This is a genomic window from Variovorax sp. (genome assembly GCF_035634955.1).
In the GTDB taxonomy this organism is placed as follows: Bacteria; Pseudomonadota; Gammaproteobacteria; order Burkholderiales; family Burkholderiaceae_C; genus Variovorax.
This window is the reverse complement of sequence record NZ_DASQBZ010000020.1, coordinates 120,589-139,514: the sequence shown is the minus strand read 5'-3', so window position 1 is coordinate 139,514 and position 18,926 is coordinate 120,589. Positions and strand designations below refer to the sequence as shown.

Sequence of the window (18,926 nt, the reverse complement as noted above, 5' to 3'; positions counted from 1 at the left end):
TCAGTGCCCCAGATAGACGTCGATCACCTTGGGGTCGGCCTGCACCTTCTCCATCGGCCCTTCGGCGAGGATCTTTCCCTGGTGCATCACCGTGACCTTGTGTGCGATGCGCTTGACGAAGTCCATGTCGTGCTCGATCACGATCACCGCGCGGTTCTGGCAGATGCGCTTGAGCAGCTCGGCCGTCAGCTCGCGCTCCCTGGCGCTCATGCCGGCAATGGGCTCGTCCAGCATCAGCAGCTCGGGCTCCTGCATCAGCAGCATGCCGATCTCCAGCCACTGCTTCTGGCCGTGGCTGAGCAGGCCCGCCTCGGTGCCGAGCTTGTCGGCCAGGCCGATGTCCTCGGCCACCACCTGCACGCGCGCCTTGACCTCGTCGGTGCACTTGAAGGCCAGCGCGCCCAGCACCGAGCGGCCGGCGGGGTACGAGACCTCCAGGTTCTGGAACACCGACAGGTTCTCGTAGATGGACGGCGTCTGGAACTTGCGGCCGATGCCCAGGCGCACCCGCTTGTGCTCGGCCATGCCGGTCAGTTCGGTGTTCTTGAACTTGATGGAGCCGGCACTGGCCCGGGTCTTGCCGCAGATCAGGTCGAGCAGCGTGGTCTTGCCGGCGCCGTTCGGCCCGATGATCACGCGCAGCTCGTTGCGGTCGACGTAGAGCGTCAGCTGGTCGATGGCCTTGAAGCCGTCGAAGGACACCGTGAGGTCTTCCACGGCCAGGGCGAAGTCGGTATTGCTCATGCAGGCTTTCCTTGGGTTTCAGGCGCTCTGGCCGCTCATGCCTTCGTGCAGGCCGCCGTGCGCGGTCGTCGGCGCGCCGGCGCCCGGCTTGCCGGTCGCGCGCGGCGGCAGCACGTCCGGATAGGCGGCGTGCGCGGCCGCCAGGCGCTCGGCCTCGGCCCGGCGAGTGACGCCGCGCTGGCGCCACCAGGGCTTGATCCTTTCTTCCCACAGGCCGGCCAGCCCCATCGGGAAGGCCATGGTCACGCCGATGAACAGCGCCGCCATGAGAAACAGCCACAGGTCCGGAAAACTCTCCGAGAACAGCGTCTTGCCCGCGTTCACCAGCAGCGTGCCGTAGACCGCGCCGACCAGGCTCATGCGCCCGCCCACCGCGGCGAAGATCACCATCTCGATCGAGGGCACGATGCCCACGAAGCTGGGCGACATGAAGCCAACCTGCAGCGCGAACATGGCGCCGCCGATACCGGAAAGCCCGGCGGCCAGGCAGAACGTGAAAACCTTGAAGTTGGACACGTCGTAGCCCGAGAAGCGCACCCGGTCCTCCTTGTCGCGCATGGCAAGGAGCAAGGTGCCGAGCTTGCTGGTCTGTACCCAGCGGCACAGCACGATCGAGCCGATCAGCAGCGCGACGCAGGCGAAGTAGAGGATGTACTTGGCGCTGTCGGTGCGGGTGTCCCAGCCCAGCATCGTCTTCAGGTCGGTCATGCCGTTGACCCCGCCGGTGTAGCCCTGCTGGCCGATGATCAGCACGGTGAGGATCAGCGCCACCGCCTGGGTGATGATGGCGAAGTACACGCCGCCGACGCGCCGCTTGAACATCGCGAAGCTGATCAGCCAGGCCAGCGCCATCGGCGCTGCCACCACCGCCAGCAGCGTCAGCGGCAGGCTCTTGAAGGGCAGCCAGATGGCCGGCAGCTCGGTGATCTGGTTCCAGTCCATGAAGTCGGGAATGCCCGGCGTGGACTGGATCTTCGTGCTCTGCGGGTCCGATGCCTCCAGCTTGAGGAACATGGCCATGGCGTACCCGCCGAGGCCGAAGAACACGCCCTGCCCGAGGCTGAGCACGCCGCCGTAGCCCCACACCATCACCAGGCCGACGGCCACGAAGGCGTAGCACAGGTACTTGCCCACCAGGTTGAGACGGAAGATGTCCAGCGTGAGCGGCAGCACCACCGCCAGAAGGAGGGTCAGCAGCAGCAGGCTGCCGAGCTGGTATCGCTTGATCAGGGCCTTCAAGGCATTCATGGGTAACTGCTCCCGGTGCGTGAAATCAGCGGCGGACCTTGGAGGCGAAGAGCCCTTGCGGCCGCATCATCAGGATGAGGACGATCAGCGACAGCGTCAGCACCTTCGCCATCGAGCCGGTCATGAAGAACTCCGAGATCGACTGCGTCTGGGCGATGCCGAAGGCCGAGACCACCGTGCCGAGCAGGCTGGCAGCGCCGCCGAAGGTGACGACCAGGAACGAATCGACGATGTACAGCTGACCGGACGTCGGCCCGGTCGAGCCGATGGTGGTGAAGGCGGCGCCCGCCACGCCGGCGATGCCGCAGCCGATGGCGAACGTCAGGCGGTCGGTCTTCTTCGTGTCGATGCCGATGGCATTGGCCATGGTGCGGTTGGCGACGGTGGCGCGAACGCGCAGGCCCCAGCGGCTGCGGTGCAGGGCCAGCAGCACGCCGGCGGTGACGAAGCCCGTGAGGGTCAGCACGAACAGTCCGTTGATCGGGATGTCCAGCCCCTCGGCCGGCGCCCAGGAACCCATCAGCCACTCGGGTAGCGTCGGGCTCACTTCCTTGGGATTGATGAACGTGCGGAAGCACTGCTGCAGGCCCAGGCTGACGCCCCAGGTGGCCAGCAGCGTGTCGAGCGGCCGGCTGTACAGGTGCCGGATCAATGCCCATTCCATGATCCAGCCGAACACGAAGGCGACGCCGAAGGCCAGCGCGATGGCAAGCGGGAAGTAATAGGCCATCGCGCCCGGTGCCATGTGCTCGGTGAACAGCGCCGACATGTAGACGGTGTAGGCGCCGATGGCCATGAACTCGCCGTGGGCCATGTTGATGACCCCCATCTGCCCGAAGATGATGGCCAGGCCGAGCCCCATGAGCAGCAGCACCGCGAACAGCGACAGCCCCGCGAAGCCCTGCATCAGCCCGATGTTGAGCATGTCCGAAAAAGTCATGGCATGGATCTCTCGCAACTAACTTGGGATGGCACGGACTTCACGCGGCAGGCGAAGCGACGCCCCCTCGGGAACACCGCGGACCCGGCATTGCCGGGCCGCAGGTGTTGCCCCGTCGAGGAAGTACTCGGCTGAACGACGTGAGCCGATACGGGAAAGGGCTACTGATATCCCTTGGGAAACGGATCGGGTTTGATCAGTTCGGGCGACTCGGCCACCACCTTGAAGGTGCCGTCGGGCTGGCCCTGCGCGATGCGCGACTTGCTCCACAGGTGATGGTTCGCGTCGAGCTTCACGTAGCCTTCGGGCGCGGTCTTGAGCTCGATGCCGGGCGACGCGGCCACGACCTTGTCGATGTCGAAGCTGCCGGCCTTCTCCACCGCGGCCTTCCACAGCCAGGGGCCGAGGTAGCCGGCCTGCGTCACGTCGCCGATCACCGCGTCCTTGCCGTACTTGGCCTTGAACGCTTCCACGAACTTCTTGTTGTTCGCGTTGTCCAGCGTCTGGAAGTACTTCATCGACGAGTAGAAGCCGGCGAAGTTCTCGCCGCCCACGCCGGTCATCTCGTCCTCGGTGACCGACAGCGTCAGCAGGAATTGCTTGTCGCCGGTGATGCCGGCCGCCTTGAGCTGCTTGTAGAAGGCCACGTTGGAGCCGCCCACCACTGCGGCGAAGATGCAGTCGGGCTTGGCGATCTTGATCTTGTTGATGAGCGAATTGAAGTTGGTGTGACCCAGCGGGTAGTACTCCTCGCCCTTGACCGAACCGAGCTTGCCCACCGTCTCTATGTGCTTGCGTGCGATCTTCATCGAGGTGCGCGGCCAGATGTAGTCCGAGCCCACCAGGAAGAACGTCTTGGCCTTCTTCTCCTTGGCGCCCCAGTCCAGGCCCCAGATGATCTGCTGCGTGGCCTCCTGGCCGGTGTAGATCACGTTCTTGCTCTGCTCCAGGCCCTCGTAGAAGGTCGGGTAGTACAGCAGGCCGTTCTCCTTCTCGAAGATCGGCAGCACCGCCTTGCGCGAGGCGCTGGTCCAGCAGCCGAAGACGCAGGCCACCTTGTCGTTGACCAGCAGCTTCTTGCTCTTCTCGGCGAACGTGGGCCAGTCGGACGCACCATCTTCCTTGATGACCTTGATCTTGCGCCCGAGGATGCCGCCCATGGCGTTGATCTGGTCGATGGCCAGCTGTTCGGCCTGGATCGAGCCGGTTTCCGAGATGGCCATGGTGCCGCTGGACGAATGCAGCTGGCCCACCGTCACCTCGGTGTCGGTCACCGCCAGCTTGGTGGTGTTGACCTGCGCCGTGGGCGGGGTCTGCGCCAGCGCCAGCCCGCCCAGGCCAAGGGCCGGCAGGGCGGCGGCGCCCTGCAGCAGGCGTCGGCGACGCAGGTCGAGTGGGTCGGAAGGGTCGGAGGAACGAGGCATCGAGGACTCCAGGCAGTTCTACGTAAGGGTCGCGCTGCACCATCGCAGTGCGGTCGTCGGTGCGGTCAAGCACCATGTCCGTCAATGTAGGAATGGTCCTGCGCAACCCGAATACGTCATTCAACGTAGCGGCGCGCGGCGCCGCCGCCGCGAGACTCCTTCCCTCGCAGCGCCAGCCGCCAACGTTGCCCCGGGCTCTCCGTCGAAAAGGAAGGACCGGTTCTTGCAGAGCCCGAGGACACACCTGCTGCGCCCCTGCTTCGCTCCACGCCATGTCCTCCACCCTGCCCGGCCAGAAGATCTTCCGCATCCGGCGCGACTACAACGCCTGGGTCGCCAACGAGACGCTGGAGGACTACGCCCTGCGCTACACACCGCGCAGCTTTCGCAAGTGGTCGGAGTTCCGCGTCGCCAACGCCGCGTTCGGGGCCACCTCGTTCCTGGCGCTCGAGGCCATCGGCGGGTCGCTGGCGCTGTCGTACGGTTTCACCAACGCGCTGTGGGCGATCCTGGTGGTCGGCTTCATCACATTCCTGACCGGCCTGCCGATCTGCTACTACGCCGCCCGCGACGGCGTCGACATGGACCTGCTCACCCGCGGCGCCGGCTTCGGCTACCTGGGCTCGACGATCACGTCGCTCATCTACGCGAGCTTCACCTTCATCTTCTTTGCGCTGGAAGCGGCCATACTGTCGCTGGCGCTGCAGATGTACGTCGACTGGCCGCTGCCGGTGCTGTACCTGGTGTCCTCGGTGGTCATCATTCCACTGGTGATGCGCGGCATCACCATGATCTCTGGCCTGCAGCTGTGGACGCAGCCCGTGTGGATCCTGCTGTTCTTCCTGCCCTTCCTCGCGGTGCTGGCCAAGAACCCGCAGCTGTACGCCGATTTCACCTCGCTGGTGGGCCGCGCGTCCGGCAGCAGCGGCTTCGATCCGCTGATGTTCGGCGCCGGCGCCACGGTGGCGTTCTCGCTGGTGGTGCAGATTGGCGAGCAGGTGGACTACCTGCGCTTCCTGCCGGAGAAGACGAGGGAGAGCCGCGTGCGCTGGTGGACGGCCGTGCTGGTGGCCGGACCGGGCTGGATCGGCCCGGGCATGCTCAAGATGATGGGCGGCGCCTTCCTGGCGTTCCTGGCCCTGCAGCACGAGATCCCGGCCGAGCACGCGGTGGAGCCCACGCGCATGTACCTGGCCGGCTTTGCCTACGTGCTGCACGACCCGACCTGGGTGCTGGCCATCACCACCGTCTTCGTGGTGGTCTCGCAGCTGAAGATCAACCTGACCAACGCGTACGCGGGCTCGCTGGCGTGGTCGAACTTCTTCGCGCGACTCACCCACAGCCACCCGGGGCGCGTGGTGTGGCTGGTGTTCAACGTGCTGATCGCCGTGCTGCTGATGACGCTGGGCGTGTTCGGCGCGCTCGAGCGCGTGCTCGGGCTCTACAGCAACATCGCCATCGCATGGGTCGGCGCGCTGGTGGCCGACCTGGTGATCAACAAGCCGCTGGGCTTCTCGCCGAAGACCATCGAGTTCAAGCGAGCCTACCTGTACGACCTCAACCCGGTGGGACTGGTCGCGATGGTGGTGGCCGCCGGTGTCGCCATCGTGGCCTATGCCGGACTGCTGGGGGAATGGGCGGCGGCGTTCTCGTCCTTCATCGCGCTGGCGGTGGCAATGGTGGTCTCGCCGCTGCTGGCCTGGTACACGCGCGGGCGCTACTACCTCGCGCGAACCGATCCGCCGCGCTGGGCGCCGGGCGAGGCCGTGCGTTGCTCGGTGTGCGAGAACCCGTTCGAATCGGAGGACATGGCCTGGTGCCCGGCCTACGGCGCACCGATCTGCTCGCTGTGCTGCACACTGGAGTCGCGCTGCCACGACAGTTGCAAGCGCGACTCGCGCGCGGCCGAGCAGATCAGCGGCTGGCTCAAGGCATTGCTGCCGCAGCGCCTGGCCACGCGACTGAACTTCCGCGTCGCCCACTACCTGGTGGTGGCCAGCTCGCTGGTGGCGCTGCTCGCCAGCATCCTGGCCATCGTGTACGCGCAGGAGACCATCACCGGCGGCGGAGCGCAGTTGCTGCGCTCGCCCTTCCTCAAAGTGTTCGCGCTGCTGTCACTGGTGGCGGTGGTGGCCGCCTGGTGGGTGGTGCTCGCCAGCGAAAGCCGGCACATGGCGCAGGACGAATCGAACCGGCACAACCACCTGCTGTCGGCCGAGATCGAAGCCCACCGGCGCACCGACGCGGCGCTGCAGGCCGCCAAGGAAGTCGCCGAGGGCGCCAACCAGGCCAAGACGCGCTACGTGGCCGGCATGACGCACGAACTGCGCACGCCGCTCAACAGCATCCTGGGCTATTCGCAGATCCTGCTCAAGGGCGGCGCCGCCTCGCCGCCGCCGCGCGAGGCGCTGTCGACCATCCACAAGAGCGGCGAGCACATGCTGGGCCTGATCGACGGCCTGCTCGACCTGGCCCGCATCGAGGCCGGTCGCCTTCAACTGGAGCCTTCGCCGCTTGCGCTGCCGCAGTTCCTGGGCGAGATCGTGCACATGGTGCGGCCGCAGGCCGAGGACAAGGGCCTGGCGTTCGTCTACACCACGGCGGGCGAGGTGCCGCAATGGGTGCTGGCCGATGCCAAGCGGCTGCGCCAGATCCTGATCAACCTGCTGGCCAACGCCGTGCGCTTCACCGACTCCGGGACCGTCACGCTGCTGGTGGATGCCCGCCGCGAGGTGCTGCGCTTCGACGTGGTGGACACGGGGATCGGGGTCGCGCCACAGGACCGGCAGCGCATCTTCCTGCCTTTCGAACGCGGCGCCGGCGGACGCCGGGCCGGCGTGCCGGGCACCGGCCTGGGCCTGACCATCACCGGCCTGCTGACGTCGTTGATGGGCGGCGAACTCACGCTGGCCGACAGTTCGCCGCGCGGCAGCACGTTCAGCGTGCGCATCTATCTGCGCAAGGTCGCGGACCCCGGCCCGCAGATCGAGCCGCGCCGCCCCATCTCCGGCTACTTCGGGCCGCGCCGATCGTTGCTGGTGGTGGACGACCAGCCTGTGCAGCGGCAGATGCTGGCGGGCATGCTGATGCCGCTCGGCTTCGACGTGCGCGAGGCTGCCAGCGGCACCGAATGCCTCGACAGCCTGCGCGAGCACCTGCCCGCCGCCATCCTCATGGACATCAGCATGGACGACATGGACGGCTGGGACGCCGCCGTGCGCGTGCGCGCAGCCGGCTTCACCGAGGTGCCCATCCTGATCGTCTCGGCCAACGTGTTCGAGAACCAGGCCGAACGCCTGCAGGCCGCGCACTGCCAGGCTTTCATCGGCAAGCCGGTGATCGAATCGGAACTGACCGCGGTGCTCGAGCGCCACCTGGGCCTGGAATGGCTGGCCCATCCCACGCAGCCCCTGGCCGGCACGACGGCCCCCGCATCGGCTCCGCTCCAACGCCTTCCCGACGATGCGCGGGCCGAACTGATGCGGCTGGCGCAGCTGGGCCACGTGCGCGGCCTGAAGCAAGCGCTGGACCGCCTTGCGCAGGCGCACCCGCCGCTGGCGGCCACCTGCAGCCACCTGCGCGGCATGGTGGCGCGATTCGAACTCGACCGCCTGCGAGCCTCCCTGGCCGAAGACTCGGACACGCTCAATGCCTGAAGAACGAGAAGACGACGTGCCGCACGACGAAGGCACTGCCGACCGCCCCGTGGTGCTGGTGGTGGACGATGCCCCGAGCAGCCTAGGCCTGCTGTGCGATGCGCTCGAGGGCGCCGGCTACACGGTGCTGGTGGCCGCCGATGGGGAATCGGCGCTGGAGCGGCTGGACATCGTCGCGCCGGACGCGATCCTGCTCGACGGGATGATGCCCGGCCTGTCCGGCTTCGAGACCTGCCGGCGCATCAAGGCCGATCCGGCGCATGCACACATCCCGGTGCTGTTCATGACCGGCCTGTCCGAGACACCCGACGTGGTCGAGGGCTTCGCCTGCGGCGGCGTGGACTATGTCGTCAAGCCGATCCGCGTGCAGGAAGTGCTGGCCCGGCTGCACACGCACACGCGCAATGCGCGCATCACCCGCATGGCACGCGACGCCGTGGACGTGGCCGGCATGGGCGCGGTGTTCGTGGACGCGCACGGCCGTATTGCCTGGCGGTCGCCCCAGGCCGCGCAATGGCTGCCCCAGCTCGGCCCGGTGGCGCATGCCGGCCATCTGCCGCGCGCGCTGGCGCCGGCATTGCGGCCCGGCGCGGCGATGCACGCCGGCACCAGCAGCGGCGTGCGCCTGTCGGTGCGCAACCTGGGCAGCTCCACGCTGGGCGAGACCATGCTCCTGCTGGCGCAGGAGCGCGGCGGCAATGCCGGCCGTCTGGCAGAGGCCGCCCTCACACCTCGCGAGACCGAGGTGCTGTCCTGGCTGGCCAAGGGAAAGACCAACCGCGACATCGCCGACATCCTAGGCATGAGCCCGCGCACGGTGAACAAGCATCTCGAGCACATCTTCGAGAAGCTCGGCGTCGAGACGCGGGCGGCAGCGGCCGCACTGGCCAGCGGCCAGCTCGGCTGAGGTTCATGGCCGTAGCCGGCGCATGCCCTACTTCGGAAACAGGAAGGTCACCAGCATGCGCGCGCCCCAGCCGTGCGGCCCGCTCTCGGGGCTGTCGGCCCAATAGCGCGCGCCGACGCCCAGGCTCACAGGCTGGCCGCCGAACTTGAGCAGCTTCGACACCATCATGTTCACCGGCACCGTCCACTCCTTGTTCTTCCAGTCGTAGGTGGATTCGCTGTTGACCGTATAGGTCCATGCGTCGGGCGTGGTGTAGGACAGGAAGGGCTGCAGGAAGGTGCTGCTCACGTCCTGGCGCGTCTCGACGCCGCCGAAGCCCCAGATGTGGTTGGCGAGCGCGCCGTAGGTCCAGCCATGGTCCTGCTTGAGCACCACGACCGTCGGGCCGGCCCCCCACTTTCGTGCGCTCAGGAGCGGGTCGGAGCCGGTGGGCAGCAGCAGCGCCGGGCCGATGCCCCAGATCATGCCGCCCGCCGTGGGCGCCTTGGGCGAGAAGAAGAAGCTCTGGGTGATGTCGCCGATGCCGGACTGGCTCGTGCCCGGCACCACGTTCTGCTGGTCGATCAGCGGCACGATGGTGCGCGAGATGACGTTCCAGTCGGCATTGAGCGACATGGGCACCACCGGCTGGAAGTTGACGTAGGTCTTGTGGCCCTCGCGATTGGGGCCGAAGCCTTCGTCGTAGTTGAACTGCAGCGGCACGCTGATCAGCGCCGCCACCGGGTTGCTGAGCTTCTTGGCCAGATCCTGAGCGTCGTCCTGCGCCTGGGCCAGCGTCGGGGCCGTGCCCAGCGCCGCGACGGTCAGCACGGCGGTCGATGCCCGGGCTGCAAGCGAGTCGATCGAGGCGGAGATCGTCCCGGTGCCGGGGCGGAGGTTGAGGACCTGTTTTTTCATCGGCATCCACTCTGATTGAAGGCTGCAATCATCATCGCATCGACGGGGCGGGGCAAGTGCATGCGGGCGGATGCGCCACATCGCGACGCCGATCAGGCATCCGACAGGGCTTGACGCATCAGCAGTGCCGACAAGACGAGCATGGTCGAGCCGACGAGGCCGTCGAGCAGGCGCCAGGCCCGCGGCCGCGCGAACCAGGGTGCCAGCCACCGGGCGCCGAAACCGAGCATCAGGAACCACGACAGGCTGGCCGCGCTGGTGCCGGCGATGAACCAGCCACGCAGCGGGCCGGGCTGCTGCGCGCCGATGCTGCCCGCCAGCATCACCGTGTCGATGTAGACATGCGGATTGAACAGGGTGAAGGCCGCGGCCTGCGCCAGCGTTGCCAGCCGGCCGGGCTTCGCATGCGACGCGTCGGGCTGCAACCGCTGCACCCGGCGCGCACGCCAAAGTGCCCGCGCACCGTAGACCGCCAGAAACAGTGCACCCGCCAGCGCCAGCGCGCGCGCCAGGCCCGGGCACCGGGCCAGCGCCTGCGCCATGCCGAACACGCCGGCGGTAACCAGCAGTCCGTCGGCCGCCGCGCAGAAGAGCACGATGCTGCCGACGTGCTCGCGGCGCAAGCCCTGGCGCAGCACGAAGGCGTTCTGCGCTCCGATGGCGACGATCAGGCCGAAGCTCAGGGCGAGCCCGTGCACGAAGACCGCAAGCCCCAGCGAGAAGGTGTCGTCAAGCTTCATCATGGGCCGAGCTTGCCGGCGGAGAATGATGAAGGCAAACTACTTTCTCTAACACAGCCTTAGAGAAACTAATGCTCGACTACGCCGCGCTCGCCGCGCTCTCCGCGGTGGTTCGCGAAGGCAGCTTCGACCGCGCCGCCCGCAGCCTGCACGTGACGCCGTCCGCCGTGTCGCAGCGCATCCGCTCGCTGGAGGAACGCGTCGGCTGCGCGCTGGTCGTGCGCGATCAACCTTGCCGGCCGACGGAAACCGGCCGGCGCCTGTGCCAGCACGCGGACCGGGTGCGCCTTCTGGAGCAGGCGCTGGAAGGCACCGTGCCGGCACTGGCGCCCGAGGGCGTCGCGCGGGTGCCGTTGCCGGTGGCCGTCAACGCCGACAGCCTGGCGACATGGTTTGCTCCGGCCGTGGCCGCCTTTGCGGCCGAGGCGCCCGTGCTCATGGACATTGCAATCGACGACCAGGACCACACCGCCGAGTGGCTGCGCAGCGGCGCGGTTCTGGCCGCCGTGACCGCTTCCGCCCGCCCCGCCGCCGGCTGCAACAGCCAGCCCCTGGGCGCCATGCGGTATTGCGCCGCCGCCAGCCCGGACTTCGTGGCGCGCCATTTCCCGCACGGCGTGAACGCCGCCAGCCTCGCGCGCGCACCCAGCCTGGTGTTCAATCCGAAGGACGAGCTGCAACTGCAATGGGCGCGGCGGCTGTGCCGCCGCCACGTGGAACTGCCCCGGCACACACTGCCTTCCCCGCAGGCGTTCGTCACCGCCGCGGTGGCCGGAATGGGATGGGGCCTGCAGCCGCAGGCACTGGCCGCTCAGCATCTCGAGGACGGCTCGCTCGTCGAGCTGGTGCCCGGAAGCGCCCTGAACGTTGCACTCTACTGGCAGCAGGCGCGCGCGGCATCCGACGTGCTCGCCGGGTTGACGCGGCGTGTCGAGGCCGCCGCCCGCAAGGCCCTGCTCCCGCCGTGATGCATGCGCCCGCCGCGGGCCTTACACGCGGTCGAGAATCCCCCGCACCTTGGTCGCCAGTGCCGCGATCTCGAACGGCTTCGTCATGATGTCCATGCCCGGCAACAGCTGTCCGTTGCCCACGGCGGCGTTCTCGGCGTAGCCGGTGATGAACAGCACCTTGAGATCCGGCCGCGTGGTGCGGGCCGCGTCGGCCACCTGGCGGCCGTTCATGCCGCCAGGCAGGCCGACGTCGGTGATGAGCAGGTCGACCCGCTGAGCCGGATCGAGCAGCCGCAGCCCTTCGGCGCCGGTCCCCGCTTCGAGCACGACGTAGCCGGCGTGGCGCAGCACCTCCGACACGAGCATCCGGATGGCCGGTTCGTCGTCGATCAGCACGATGGTCTCGCCCGCCCCGGGCCCGCCTTCGGGCGCCGGCGGCTGCGGCCCCGGATCTTCCATGCTGTCGGCGAAGCGCGGGAAGTACAGGCACAAGGTGGTGCCCTTGCCCATCTCCGACTGGATGTGCACCTGCCCGCCCGACTGCCGCACGAAGCCATACACCATGGACAGGCCCAGCCCCGTGCCCTGCCCGATCGGCTTGGTGGTGAAGAACGGGTCGAAGGCTCGCCGCATGACCTCGGGCGCCATGCCCGCGCCGGTGTCGGTCACGCGCAGCGAGATGTACTGGCCCGGCGCGAGGTCGCGCTCTCGTGCGGCCTGCTCGTCCATCGACATGTTGGCCGTCTCGATGGTCAGCCTGCCGCCGTCCGGCGCCATGGCATCGCGCGCATTGATGCACAGGTTGAGCAGCGCGCTCTCGAGCTGGGAGGGATCGATCCGCGTGATCCACAGGCCGGGCGCGCCGGCCACCGCCACCGCCACGTCGGGCCCGACGCTGCGGCGAATCAACTCCTCCATGCCGGCAATGAGTCGGTTGACGTTGGTCGGCTTGGGATCGAGCGCCTGCCGGCGCGAGAAGGCCAGCAAGCGGTGCGTGAGCGACGCGGCCCGGCGTACCGCCCCCTGCGCGGTATCGATGTAGCGCTCCATCCGCGCCGAGCCTTCCGGGCTGTGGCGCTTGATCAGTTCCAGGCTGCCGCCGATGGCCCCGAGCAGGTTGTTGAAGTCGTGCGCCAGCCCGCCGGTCAGCTGCCCGACCGCCTCCATCTTCTGCGCCTGGCGCAACGCCTCCTCGGCGCGCAGCAACTGGCTGGTGCGCTCATGCACCCGCTGCTCGAGCACCGCATTGAGGTCGGCCAGCGCGCGCTGCGTCTCCTTCTGGTCCTCGATGTCGGTGTTCGACCCGATCCAGCGGACGATGCGCCCGTGCGCGACCAGTGGCTCGGCGCGGCCCAGGTGCCAGCGATAGGCGCCGTCGTGGCGGCGCAGGCGGAACTCGGTCTCGTAACTGCGACCGCTGGCCAGCGCCTGCGTCCAGCGCTCGCGGGCCGCGCCCACGTCGTCAGGATGGACGACACGGGCCCAGGCGTCGCCGTCGAGCCGGCCGTGCGGCACGCCGGTGTAAGCGTAGGTCGTGTCGTTGAACCAGTCCAGCGTTCCATCTCCGCGCGCCGTCCACACCTGGTTGGGCAATGCGCGCGCCAGGGTGCGGAAGTTCTGCTCGCTCGCCTTGACCTCCGCCTCGGCCGCGACCCGCTCCACGTGCGCCCATGACCGCTCGGTCACGGCACGGATGAGGGCGATTTCGGCGTCGGTCCAGTGGCGCGGCGCCTTGTCGTGGACGGCCATCAGGGCCCGGAGCCTGCCGGCCTTCACGAGCGGCATGCAGATCGTGGCCGCCACGCCGATCGCCTGGAAGGTGGCCGCCTCGTGCGGCGCGATCTCGCGCAGGTTGTCCGCGATCACCAGCGGGCGGCCGGCGCGCAGGAGGCTCACCGCCAGCGTGCCGAAGTCGGCCAGCCGGTAGCGGCCGACGATGCTCGACGAGCCCGGTGCCGCCCAGTCGCCGCGGATGGTGAACCCGTCCTCGTCCTCGTCCATGTCGGCATAGGCGCAGATCGACACGTTCATGTACTGGCCGGTCATGCGCGCCGTCAACGCCAGGATCCGGTCGGCATCGGACGAGGCGCCGACGCGGCGGTTGAGCTCGTCCAGGAAGCGGAAGCGCGCGTCGCTCAGCCGCAGCGCGTGGGCTGCGCGCACCCGCTCGACGGCCGTGCGGGTGCGCGCGGCAACCTCCCGCGCCAGGGCGACGTCGTGCTCGGCATGCTCGCGCGGCCGCTCGTCGTGCACGAACAGCAGGGCAACCAGGCGCTGGCGCTCGATCACCGGCACGTTGATGAAGGCGCCCACCTGCAGCGCCTCCAGCGCCTTCACGTGCGAGCGGGTGCGCGCATCGGCGCGCACGTCGGCGACGACAACGGTATGCCCGTTCTTCAGTTCGTCGATGAAGGTGCCGTACTCGCGCACGGCGAAGGTGCCCGACAGCGCGGCAATGCCGGCGGCATGCCAGTCGCGGTCGATGCGAACGGCGCCGGTGTCCGCTTCGATGGTGGCATAGCCGACCCGGCTTGCCGACAACGCATTGCCCAGCGCCGCGGCCGCGCAAAGGCCTATCTCGGCGGGATCATCGAGGCCGGCGAACGCTTCGGACAGCCCGGCCAGGACTTCGCGGCGCTGCTCGGCGCGCACGCGCGCCGTGACGTCCACGCCCTGCACGAAGATGGCCGTGGTGCGGCCCTGTTCGTCGGTCACCGGCTGGTAGACGAAGTCGAGGTAGAAGTCGTCGCGGTGCGCCGTCGCCGGGTTGAGCAAGGCAAGCTTGGCGCCCAGCGCCGCGTACGGCGTGCCGGTCTCGCGCACCTGGTCGAGGATGCGGATGAAACCCTGCTCGACCACTTCGGGCAGGGCCTCGGCCACGGTGCGTCCGAGCAGCTGGCGGCCGCCGACCAGGCGGTCATAGCCCGGGTTGCTCAGGCCGAAGCGGTGCTCCGGGCCCTCCAGCAGGGCCATGAAGCTCGGCGCCTGCGCGAACATCTGCGCCAGGCGATCGCGCTCGCTTGCCGCGCGCCGCTGCGCGAGCACGCGCTCGGTGGTCTCCACCACGATCGCGATCACGCCGCCGGGCTTCCCGTCCTCGGCGATCACGGGGGAATAGCCCAGGTCCATCCAGCCGCGTTCCATCACGCCACGGCGGTCGAGCACGAGCTCGCGGTCGTGATAGGTGAGCGTGCCGCCGGCCATCACCACCTTCATGATGTTGGCGTTGAAGTCCGCCACTTCCGGCCAGGCCTGCAGGACGCGGGCACCCAGGATGCCGGGATGCCGGCGCCCGGCGAATTCGGCGTAGGCATCGTTGTAGATCATGATGCCGTCCGGGCCCCACAGCAGCACGATCGGGATGGGCGAGTGCACGAGAAGCCCGACGGTGGTCTTCAGGCTGGCGGGCCATTGCTCGATCGGGCCCAGGGAGGAAGACCAGTCGAACTGGCGAATCAGGGCCGCCATGCCGGCGCCACCGTGGAGAAAGGAGCGCGCCGGCTCGTGGCGCCTTGTTGCATCGGGCACGTGTCACCTGTCTGAATGGAATCCGCGGAATCCGTGGCGTCCGGCGCCGCGCGCCGCCCGCCGGCGCCGGGCGATTCTATGCGGCGGGCTGGCGCGCAGGCGGGGGCTCGCAATGCGCAAGCGCCTGTGGTTCGCCACACCCGCGGCATGGCCCGGTTCTTCTAGACTGCCGGAATGGTCCGCGCCAGCCCAACTCCGCCTACGTCTTCCGCCGACAGCACCTTTTCCCTGCGCCGGATCGCCATTCCCGCCTTCGGGCCCTCGCTGCTGTTCGGGTTGGGCGAAGGCGCCATCCTGCCCATCATCCCGCTGACGGCGCGCGACCTGGGCGCCTCGGTGTCCATGGCGGCGCTGATCGTCGCCCTGATCAGCATCGGCTCGCTGCTCAACAACATTCCCGCCTCGCTCATCACCATGCGCTGGGGCGAGCGATGGGCCATCGTCGCCGCCGGCATCTGGAGCGGCCTGGGCATGGCGCTGTGCATATGGACGTCGCACCTGGGGCTGTTTGCCGCGGGTTGCCTCATGGTGGGCATGTCGCAGGCCGTCTACAACCTCGCGCGCCAGAGCTACATGACGGAGGCGGTTCCCATCATGTACCGGGCCCGGGCGTTGTCGACGCTCGGCGGCGTCATGCGCATCGGCATGTTCATCGGCCCGTTTCTCGCGGCGGCCGCGGTCCATGCGTTCGGCCTGTGGGCGGCCTACGCGGTGGGCATCGCCGGCGTGCTGGGCGCCGCGGCCGTCGGCGCCCGGCTGCCCGACCTGGTAGCGCCGCCGCTGCCGCCGGGGCAGGCCACGCCGGCCGCCGTCACGCTCGCCTCGACGCTCAGGGCGCACCGGCGCACTTTCCTGACGCTGGGCGTGGGCGTCGTGCTGATCAGCGCGGTGCGGGCCTCGCGCCAGGCCGTCATCCCGCTGTGGGCCGAGCACCTGGCGCTGGCGCCGGCCGTCGCCTCGCTGGTGTATGGGCTGGCCGGGGGCATCGACATGCTGGTGTTCTACCCCGCCGGCAAGGTGATGGACCGCAAGGGCAGGCGCTGGGTCGCGGTGCCGTCCATGCTGATCATGGGCACGGCGATGGTGCTGATGCCGCTGACCTCCGGCTTCGTGACACTGCTGATCGCCGCCATGGCGATCGGGTTCGGCAACGGCATCGGCTCCGGAATCATCATGACGCTGGGCGCGGACCACTCGCCACGGCATGGCCGCGCGCATTTCCTGGGCGTGTGGCGGCTCATGTCCGACATCGGTTCCACGTGCGGCCCGGTGCTGCTCTCCTTCCTGGCCGGCGCACTGTCGCTGGGCGCAGGCATTGCCGCCACCGGGCTCATCGCCTTCGTTGCGGCCGGGGCGCTGGCGTACTGGATTCCCTCGCGCCGGGCGACGGCGGGGCCAACGGCCCGCCAGAAGTCGCCGTAGGGCAGCGACCGGACGGCTCGTGCCGGTCGCGGCCGCGGCGGCGTTCAAGCGACGCGCCGAAGCCACCCGGCAAGCCGGGACGCCAGCCCGGACGCGCCCAGGGCGGAGCGCCGGTCGCGCTGGGCAGCCACCCATTCCAGCGTGACGGCGATGCGCTCGGCTCGCGCCAGGTCCTCGCCTGTCGCGCCGATGCGCCACTGGACAGCCAATGCGCGCAACTGCGCGCTGGAAAGAATGTGGGCCTTCGATTGCCCGGACCCGGCCGGCGCGCCGTCGACGTCGTCGAGCGCCAGGAACGAGGACGGCGTTGCGGTCGATGCGGTGGACGAGAAATCCATGGTCCGGATGGTGTTGCTGCCAGAAAGGCGCAACCGTACCGTCGGCCACCACCCGGCCGCGCAGGGCGATGGATCGTTTGCCTGCCAGACAAATTCTTACAAGCGCTGACACCGCATCACGTTTTGCCGGCGGCACCGCAGGGACGTCAGTGGCGGGTTGGCATCAGCGCCAGATGCTCCACCAGCAGCTTGGCCGCCGGCGACAGCTGGGCGTCGTCCCGGTAGCAGATCGCGAAGCGGCGCCGCGCCCACGGCTCCTTGAGCGCAACGATCCGGATGCGGCCGGGATCGACGGCCCTGCCGACGATCTCCCTGGGCACCACCGCGAGCCCGAGCCCCGCGCCGACGCAGCGCAGCGACGCGTCGAAGGTGGACACCACCGCGCGGTAGTAGATCGGCTTTCCGATGATCGCCGCGGCGCGCGCCAGCATGGTGTGCACGGCGGTGTTGGCAGGCAGGCCGACATGGTCGAAGTCGAGCGTCTGGGACAGCGTGCACGACTTGCGCGCCGCCAACGGATGGCTCGGGTGCACGACCACGCTCAGTTCGTCGCCACGGTAGGGCCGGGTGCGCAGGCCCTCCAGGTCGGCCGCGTCCCAGCACACGCCGAGCGGCGCAAGGCCTTCGCGCACGGCGGCAACTAGGTCCGAGCTGTTGCGCTCCTCGATGTCGACCCGTATGTGCGCATGCGCGTCCAGTTGCAGGAAGGCGGCGATGTCGTCCGGCAACGACTCGGTGATCGACGAGACCGAGGCCAGCACCCGTACCTGTCCCTTCACGCCGCGCCGGTAAGCGGTCATGTCGCGCGCCACCCGGTCGGCGGTGGCCAGCATGGCGCGGGCATGCTCCAGCAGGATTTCGCCGGCCGCCGTGGGCACCACGCCGCGCCGGTGGCGTTCGAGCAGCGGTGCATGCACCTGGGCCTCCAGTTGCGCGAGCCGCTTGCTGATGGCCGAGGCGCCGATGTGTTCCTGCTCGCCGGCGCGCGCGATGTTGCGCAGGTCGCAGGCAGCAACGAACAGGCGCAGCGAGGTGAGGTCCAGGTCGTACATGCGTGCCTTTCCATTTCGGAATCTCTACATCGAAAAATTATCGCTTCACCCTCTCATCCGGCAACCCTAAAGTTGCCACTTCGCAGCACACCCTCCCCCGACCGGATCTCCATGACCTCGAACAACCGAATCCCGCGCCAGGCCGTCATCCGCGAAGTCGGCCTGCGCGATGGCCTGCAGAGCATCGCCACGGTGGTCTCGACGGCGCACAAGTGCGAATGGCTGCGCGCGGCGGTGGATGCCGGCCAGACCGAGATCGAGGTGGGCTCGTTCGTGCCGCCCAGGTTGATGCCGCAGCTGGCCGACACGCCAGAAGTGCTGGCCTTCGCCAAGACGCTGCCGGGCCTGTTCGCATCGGTGCTGGTCCCCAACCTGCGCGGCGCCGAACGGGCGCTCGAGGGCAATGCCGACCTGATGATCCTGCCGCTGTCGGCCAGCCATGCGCACAGCCTGGCCAACCTGCGCAAGACGCCCGACGAGGTGGTGGCCGAACTCGGCCGCATCCGCGCGGCTCGCGATGCGTCGGGGCGCAAGACGCTCATCGAGGGCGGCGTGGGCACCGCATTCGGATGCACGATCCAGGGACGGGTCGAGGAAGACGAAGTCCTGCGGTTGATGCAGGCCCTGCTCGACGCCGGCGCCGATCGCGTGAGCCTGGCGGACACCGTCGGCTACGCCGACCCGTCCTCGGTCGCCCGCCTGTTCGAGAAGGCGCTGAAGATCGCCGGCGACCGCTTCTGGTGCGGCCACTTCCACGACACGCGCGGCCTGGCGCTGGTCAATGTGCACGCCGCGCTGCAGCTGGGTGTGTACCGGTTCGACGCTTCGCTCGCCGGCATCGGCGGCTGCCCGCACGCGCCGGGCGCGAGCGGCAACGCATCGACCGAAGACCTCGCTTTCATGCTGGCCGCGATGGGCATCGAGACCGGCCTTGACATCCCGGCCCTGCTGGCACTGCGCGCCAGGGTGGCGAAGTGGATCGAGGGCGAACCCACTCACGGCGCCCTCTGGCGCGCCGGCCTGCCCCGCACCTTCGCCGCCGCGGCCTGACCCCTCTTCACCTTTTCCTCGCAAGCAAGC

At 68.9% G+C, this 18,926-nt stretch carries 14 protein-coding genes; 5 read left to right on the top strand and 9 right to left on the bottom strand.

All coding sequences use genetic code 11. The features are described 5' to 3' along the window. The 4 genes from urtD to urtA form a co-directional block, all read right to left on the bottom strand. The gene (gene urtD / locus VES41_RS09970; protein WP_324816226.1) at positions 1 to 744 is read right to left on the bottom strand and encodes an urea ABC transporter ATP-binding protein UrtD; all 744 of its coding nucleotides are present in this window, start codon (positions 742 to 744) and stop codon (positions 1 to 3) included. An 18-nt stretch (positions 745 to 762) separates the two neighbouring features. Then, the gene (urtC, locus tag VES41_RS09965) at positions 763 to 1,992 is read right to left on the bottom strand and encodes an urea ABC transporter permease subunit UrtC (protein WP_324816224.1); all 1,230 of its coding nucleotides are present in this window, start codon (positions 1,990 to 1,992) and stop codon (positions 763 to 765) included. A gap of 25 nt (positions 1,993 to 2,017) precedes the next feature. Beyond that, on the bottom strand, positions 2,018 to 2,932 hold the full coding sequence (urtB, locus tag VES41_RS09960) for an urea ABC transporter permease subunit UrtB (protein WP_324816222.1): 915 nt from the start codon (positions 2,930 to 2,932) through the stop codon (positions 2,018 to 2,020). A gap of 161 nt (positions 2,933 to 3,093) precedes the next feature. Then, positions 3,094 to 4,356 carry an urea ABC transporter substrate-binding protein gene (gene urtA, locus VES41_RS09955; RefSeq protein WP_324816219.1) on the bottom strand — a complete coding sequence of 421 codons (1,263 nt, stop codon included), beginning with the start codon at positions 4,354 to 4,356 and terminating at the stop codon, positions 3,094 to 3,096. 272 nt (positions 4,357 to 4,628) lie between these two features. On the opposite strand from urtA, the gene VES41_RS09950 reads away from it, so the two are divergent. Both VES41_RS09950 and VES41_RS09945 read left to right on the top strand, forming a co-directional pair. Next, positions 4,629 to 8,012 carry a hybrid sensor histidine kinase/response regulator gene (locus tag VES41_RS09950; RefSeq protein ID WP_324816216.1) on the top strand — a complete coding sequence of 1,128 codons (3,384 nt, stop codon included), beginning with the start codon at positions 4,629 to 4,631 and terminating at the stop codon, positions 8,010 to 8,012. Then, the gene (locus VES41_RS09945) at positions 8,005 to 8,919 is read left to right on the top strand and encodes a response regulator transcription factor (RefSeq protein WP_324816214.1); all 915 of its coding nucleotides are present in this window, start codon (positions 8,005 to 8,007) and stop codon (positions 8,917 to 8,919) included. Before VES41_RS09950 ends, VES41_RS09945 begins: the two co-directional genes overlap by 8 nt. Positions 8,920 to 8,946: 27 nt before the next feature. Here the strand turns inward: VES41_RS09945 and VES41_RS09940 are convergent, their stop codons facing one another. Together VES41_RS09940 and VES41_RS09935 are read right to left on the bottom strand one after the other, a co-directional pair. Then, positions 8,947 to 9,816 (bottom strand): transporter, encoded by an 870-nt coding sequence (locus VES41_RS09940; RefSeq protein WP_324816212.1) that lies wholly within the window; start codon positions 9,814 to 9,816, stop codon positions 8,947 to 8,949. Between the two features lie 92 nt (positions 9,817 to 9,908). Continuing rightward, a complete protein-coding gene (locus VES41_RS09935) occupies positions 9,909 to 10,559 on the bottom strand; it encodes a LysE/ArgO family amino acid transporter (RefSeq protein ID WP_324816210.1) in 651 nt (216 codons plus the stop codon). Positions 10,560 to 10,627: 68 nt separating this feature from the next. Between VES41_RS09935 and VES41_RS09930 the strand changes: the two genes are divergently transcribed. Beyond that, positions 10,628 to 11,524, top strand: coding sequence for a LysR family transcriptional regulator ArgP (locus tag VES41_RS09930; RefSeq protein ID WP_324816208.1), 897 nt, complete (start codon positions 10,628 to 10,630; stop codon positions 11,522 to 11,524). A gap of 21 nt (positions 11,525 to 11,545) precedes the next feature. Here the strand turns inward: VES41_RS09930 and VES41_RS09925 are convergent, their stop codons facing one another. After that, on the bottom strand, positions 11,546 to 14,974 hold the full coding sequence (locus VES41_RS09925) for a GAF domain-containing protein (protein ID WP_324816206.1): 3,429 nt from the start codon (positions 14,972 to 14,974) through the stop codon (positions 11,546 to 11,548). 234 nt (positions 14,975 to 15,208) lie between these two features. On the opposite strand from VES41_RS09925, the gene VES41_RS09920 reads away from it, so the two are divergent. Then, positions 15,209 to 16,456: an MFS transporter gene (locus tag VES41_RS09920; protein ID WP_324816204.1), complete on the top strand. Its 1,248-nt coding sequence runs from the start codon at positions 15,209 to 15,211 to the stop codon at positions 16,454 to 16,456. A gap of 44 nt (positions 16,457 to 16,500) precedes the next feature. On the opposite strand, the gene VES41_RS09915 is transcribed toward VES41_RS09920, so the two are convergent. Both VES41_RS09915 and VES41_RS09910 read right to left on the bottom strand, forming a co-directional pair. After that, positions 16,501 to 16,794: a hypothetical protein gene (locus VES41_RS09915; RefSeq protein ID WP_324816202.1), complete on the bottom strand. Its 294-nt coding sequence runs from the start codon at positions 16,792 to 16,794 to the stop codon at positions 16,501 to 16,503. Positions 16,795 to 16,940: 146 nt separating this feature from the next. Next, positions 16,941 to 17,846 (bottom strand): LysR family transcriptional regulator, encoded by a 906-nt coding sequence (locus VES41_RS09910; RefSeq protein ID WP_324816200.1) that lies wholly within the window; start codon positions 17,844 to 17,846, stop codon positions 16,941 to 16,943. Positions 17,847 to 17,957: 111 nt separating this feature from the next. Between VES41_RS09910 and VES41_RS09905 the strand changes: the two genes are divergently transcribed. Beyond that, positions 17,958 to 18,896, top strand: coding sequence for a hydroxymethylglutaryl-CoA lyase (locus VES41_RS09905; RefSeq protein WP_324816198.1), 939 nt, complete (start codon positions 17,958 to 17,960; stop codon positions 18,894 to 18,896). The last annotated feature ends 30 nt before the right edge of the window (positions 18,897 to 18,926 follow it).

Bases quoted from the DNA above. Each gene is read 5' to 3' on its own strand.
- VES41_RS09940 (WP_324816212.1), bottom strand. From the start codon at position 9,816: ATGAAAAAACAGGTCCTCAACCTCCGCCCCGGCACCGGGACGATCTCC.
- VES41_RS09930 (WP_324816208.1), top strand. From the start codon at position 10,628: ATGCTCGACTACGCCGCGCTCGCCGCGCTCTCCGCGGTGGTTCGCGAA.
- urtB (WP_324816222.1), bottom strand. From the start codon at position 2,932: ATGACTTTTTCGGACATGCTCAACATCGGGCTGATGCAGGGCTTCGCG.
- VES41_RS09910 (WP_324816200.1), bottom strand. From the start codon at position 17,846: ATGTACGACCTGGACCTCACCTCGCTGCGCCTGTTCGTTGCTGCCTGC.
- VES41_RS09945 (WP_324816214.1), top strand. From the start codon at position 8,005: ATGCCTGAAGAACGAGAAGACGACGTGCCGCACGACGAAGGCACTGCC.
- VES41_RS09950 (WP_324816216.1), top strand. From the start codon at position 4,629: ATGTCCTCCACCCTGCCCGGCCAGAAGATCTTCCGCATCCGGCGCGAC.
- VES41_RS09920 (WP_324816204.1), top strand. From the start codon at position 15,209: ATGGTCCGCGCCAGCCCAACTCCGCCTACGTCTTCCGCCGACAGCACC.
- urtC (WP_324816224.1), bottom strand. From the start codon at position 1,992: ATGAATGCCTTGAAGGCCCTGATCAAGCGATACCAGCTCGGCAGCCTG.
- VES41_RS09925 (WP_324816206.1), bottom strand. From the start codon at position 14,974: ATGGCGGCCCTGATTCGCCAGTTCGACTGGTCTTCCTCCCTGGGCCCG.
- VES41_RS09905 (WP_324816198.1), top strand. From the start codon at position 17,958: ATGACCTCGAACAACCGAATCCCGCGCCAGGCCGTCATCCGCGAAGTC.
- VES41_RS09915 (WP_324816202.1), bottom strand. From the start codon at position 16,794: ATGGATTTCTCGTCCACCGCATCGACCGCAACGCCGTCCTCGTTCCTG.
- urtA (WP_324816219.1), bottom strand. From the start codon at position 4,356: ATGCCTCGTTCCTCCGACCCTTCCGACCCACTCGACCTGCGTCGCCGA.
- VES41_RS09935 (WP_324816210.1), bottom strand. From the start codon at position 10,559: ATGATGAAGCTTGACGACACCTTCTCGCTGGGGCTTGCGGTCTTCGTG.
- urtD (WP_324816226.1), bottom strand. From the start codon at position 744: ATGAGCAATACCGACTTCGCCCTGGCCGTGGAAGACCTCACGGTGTCC.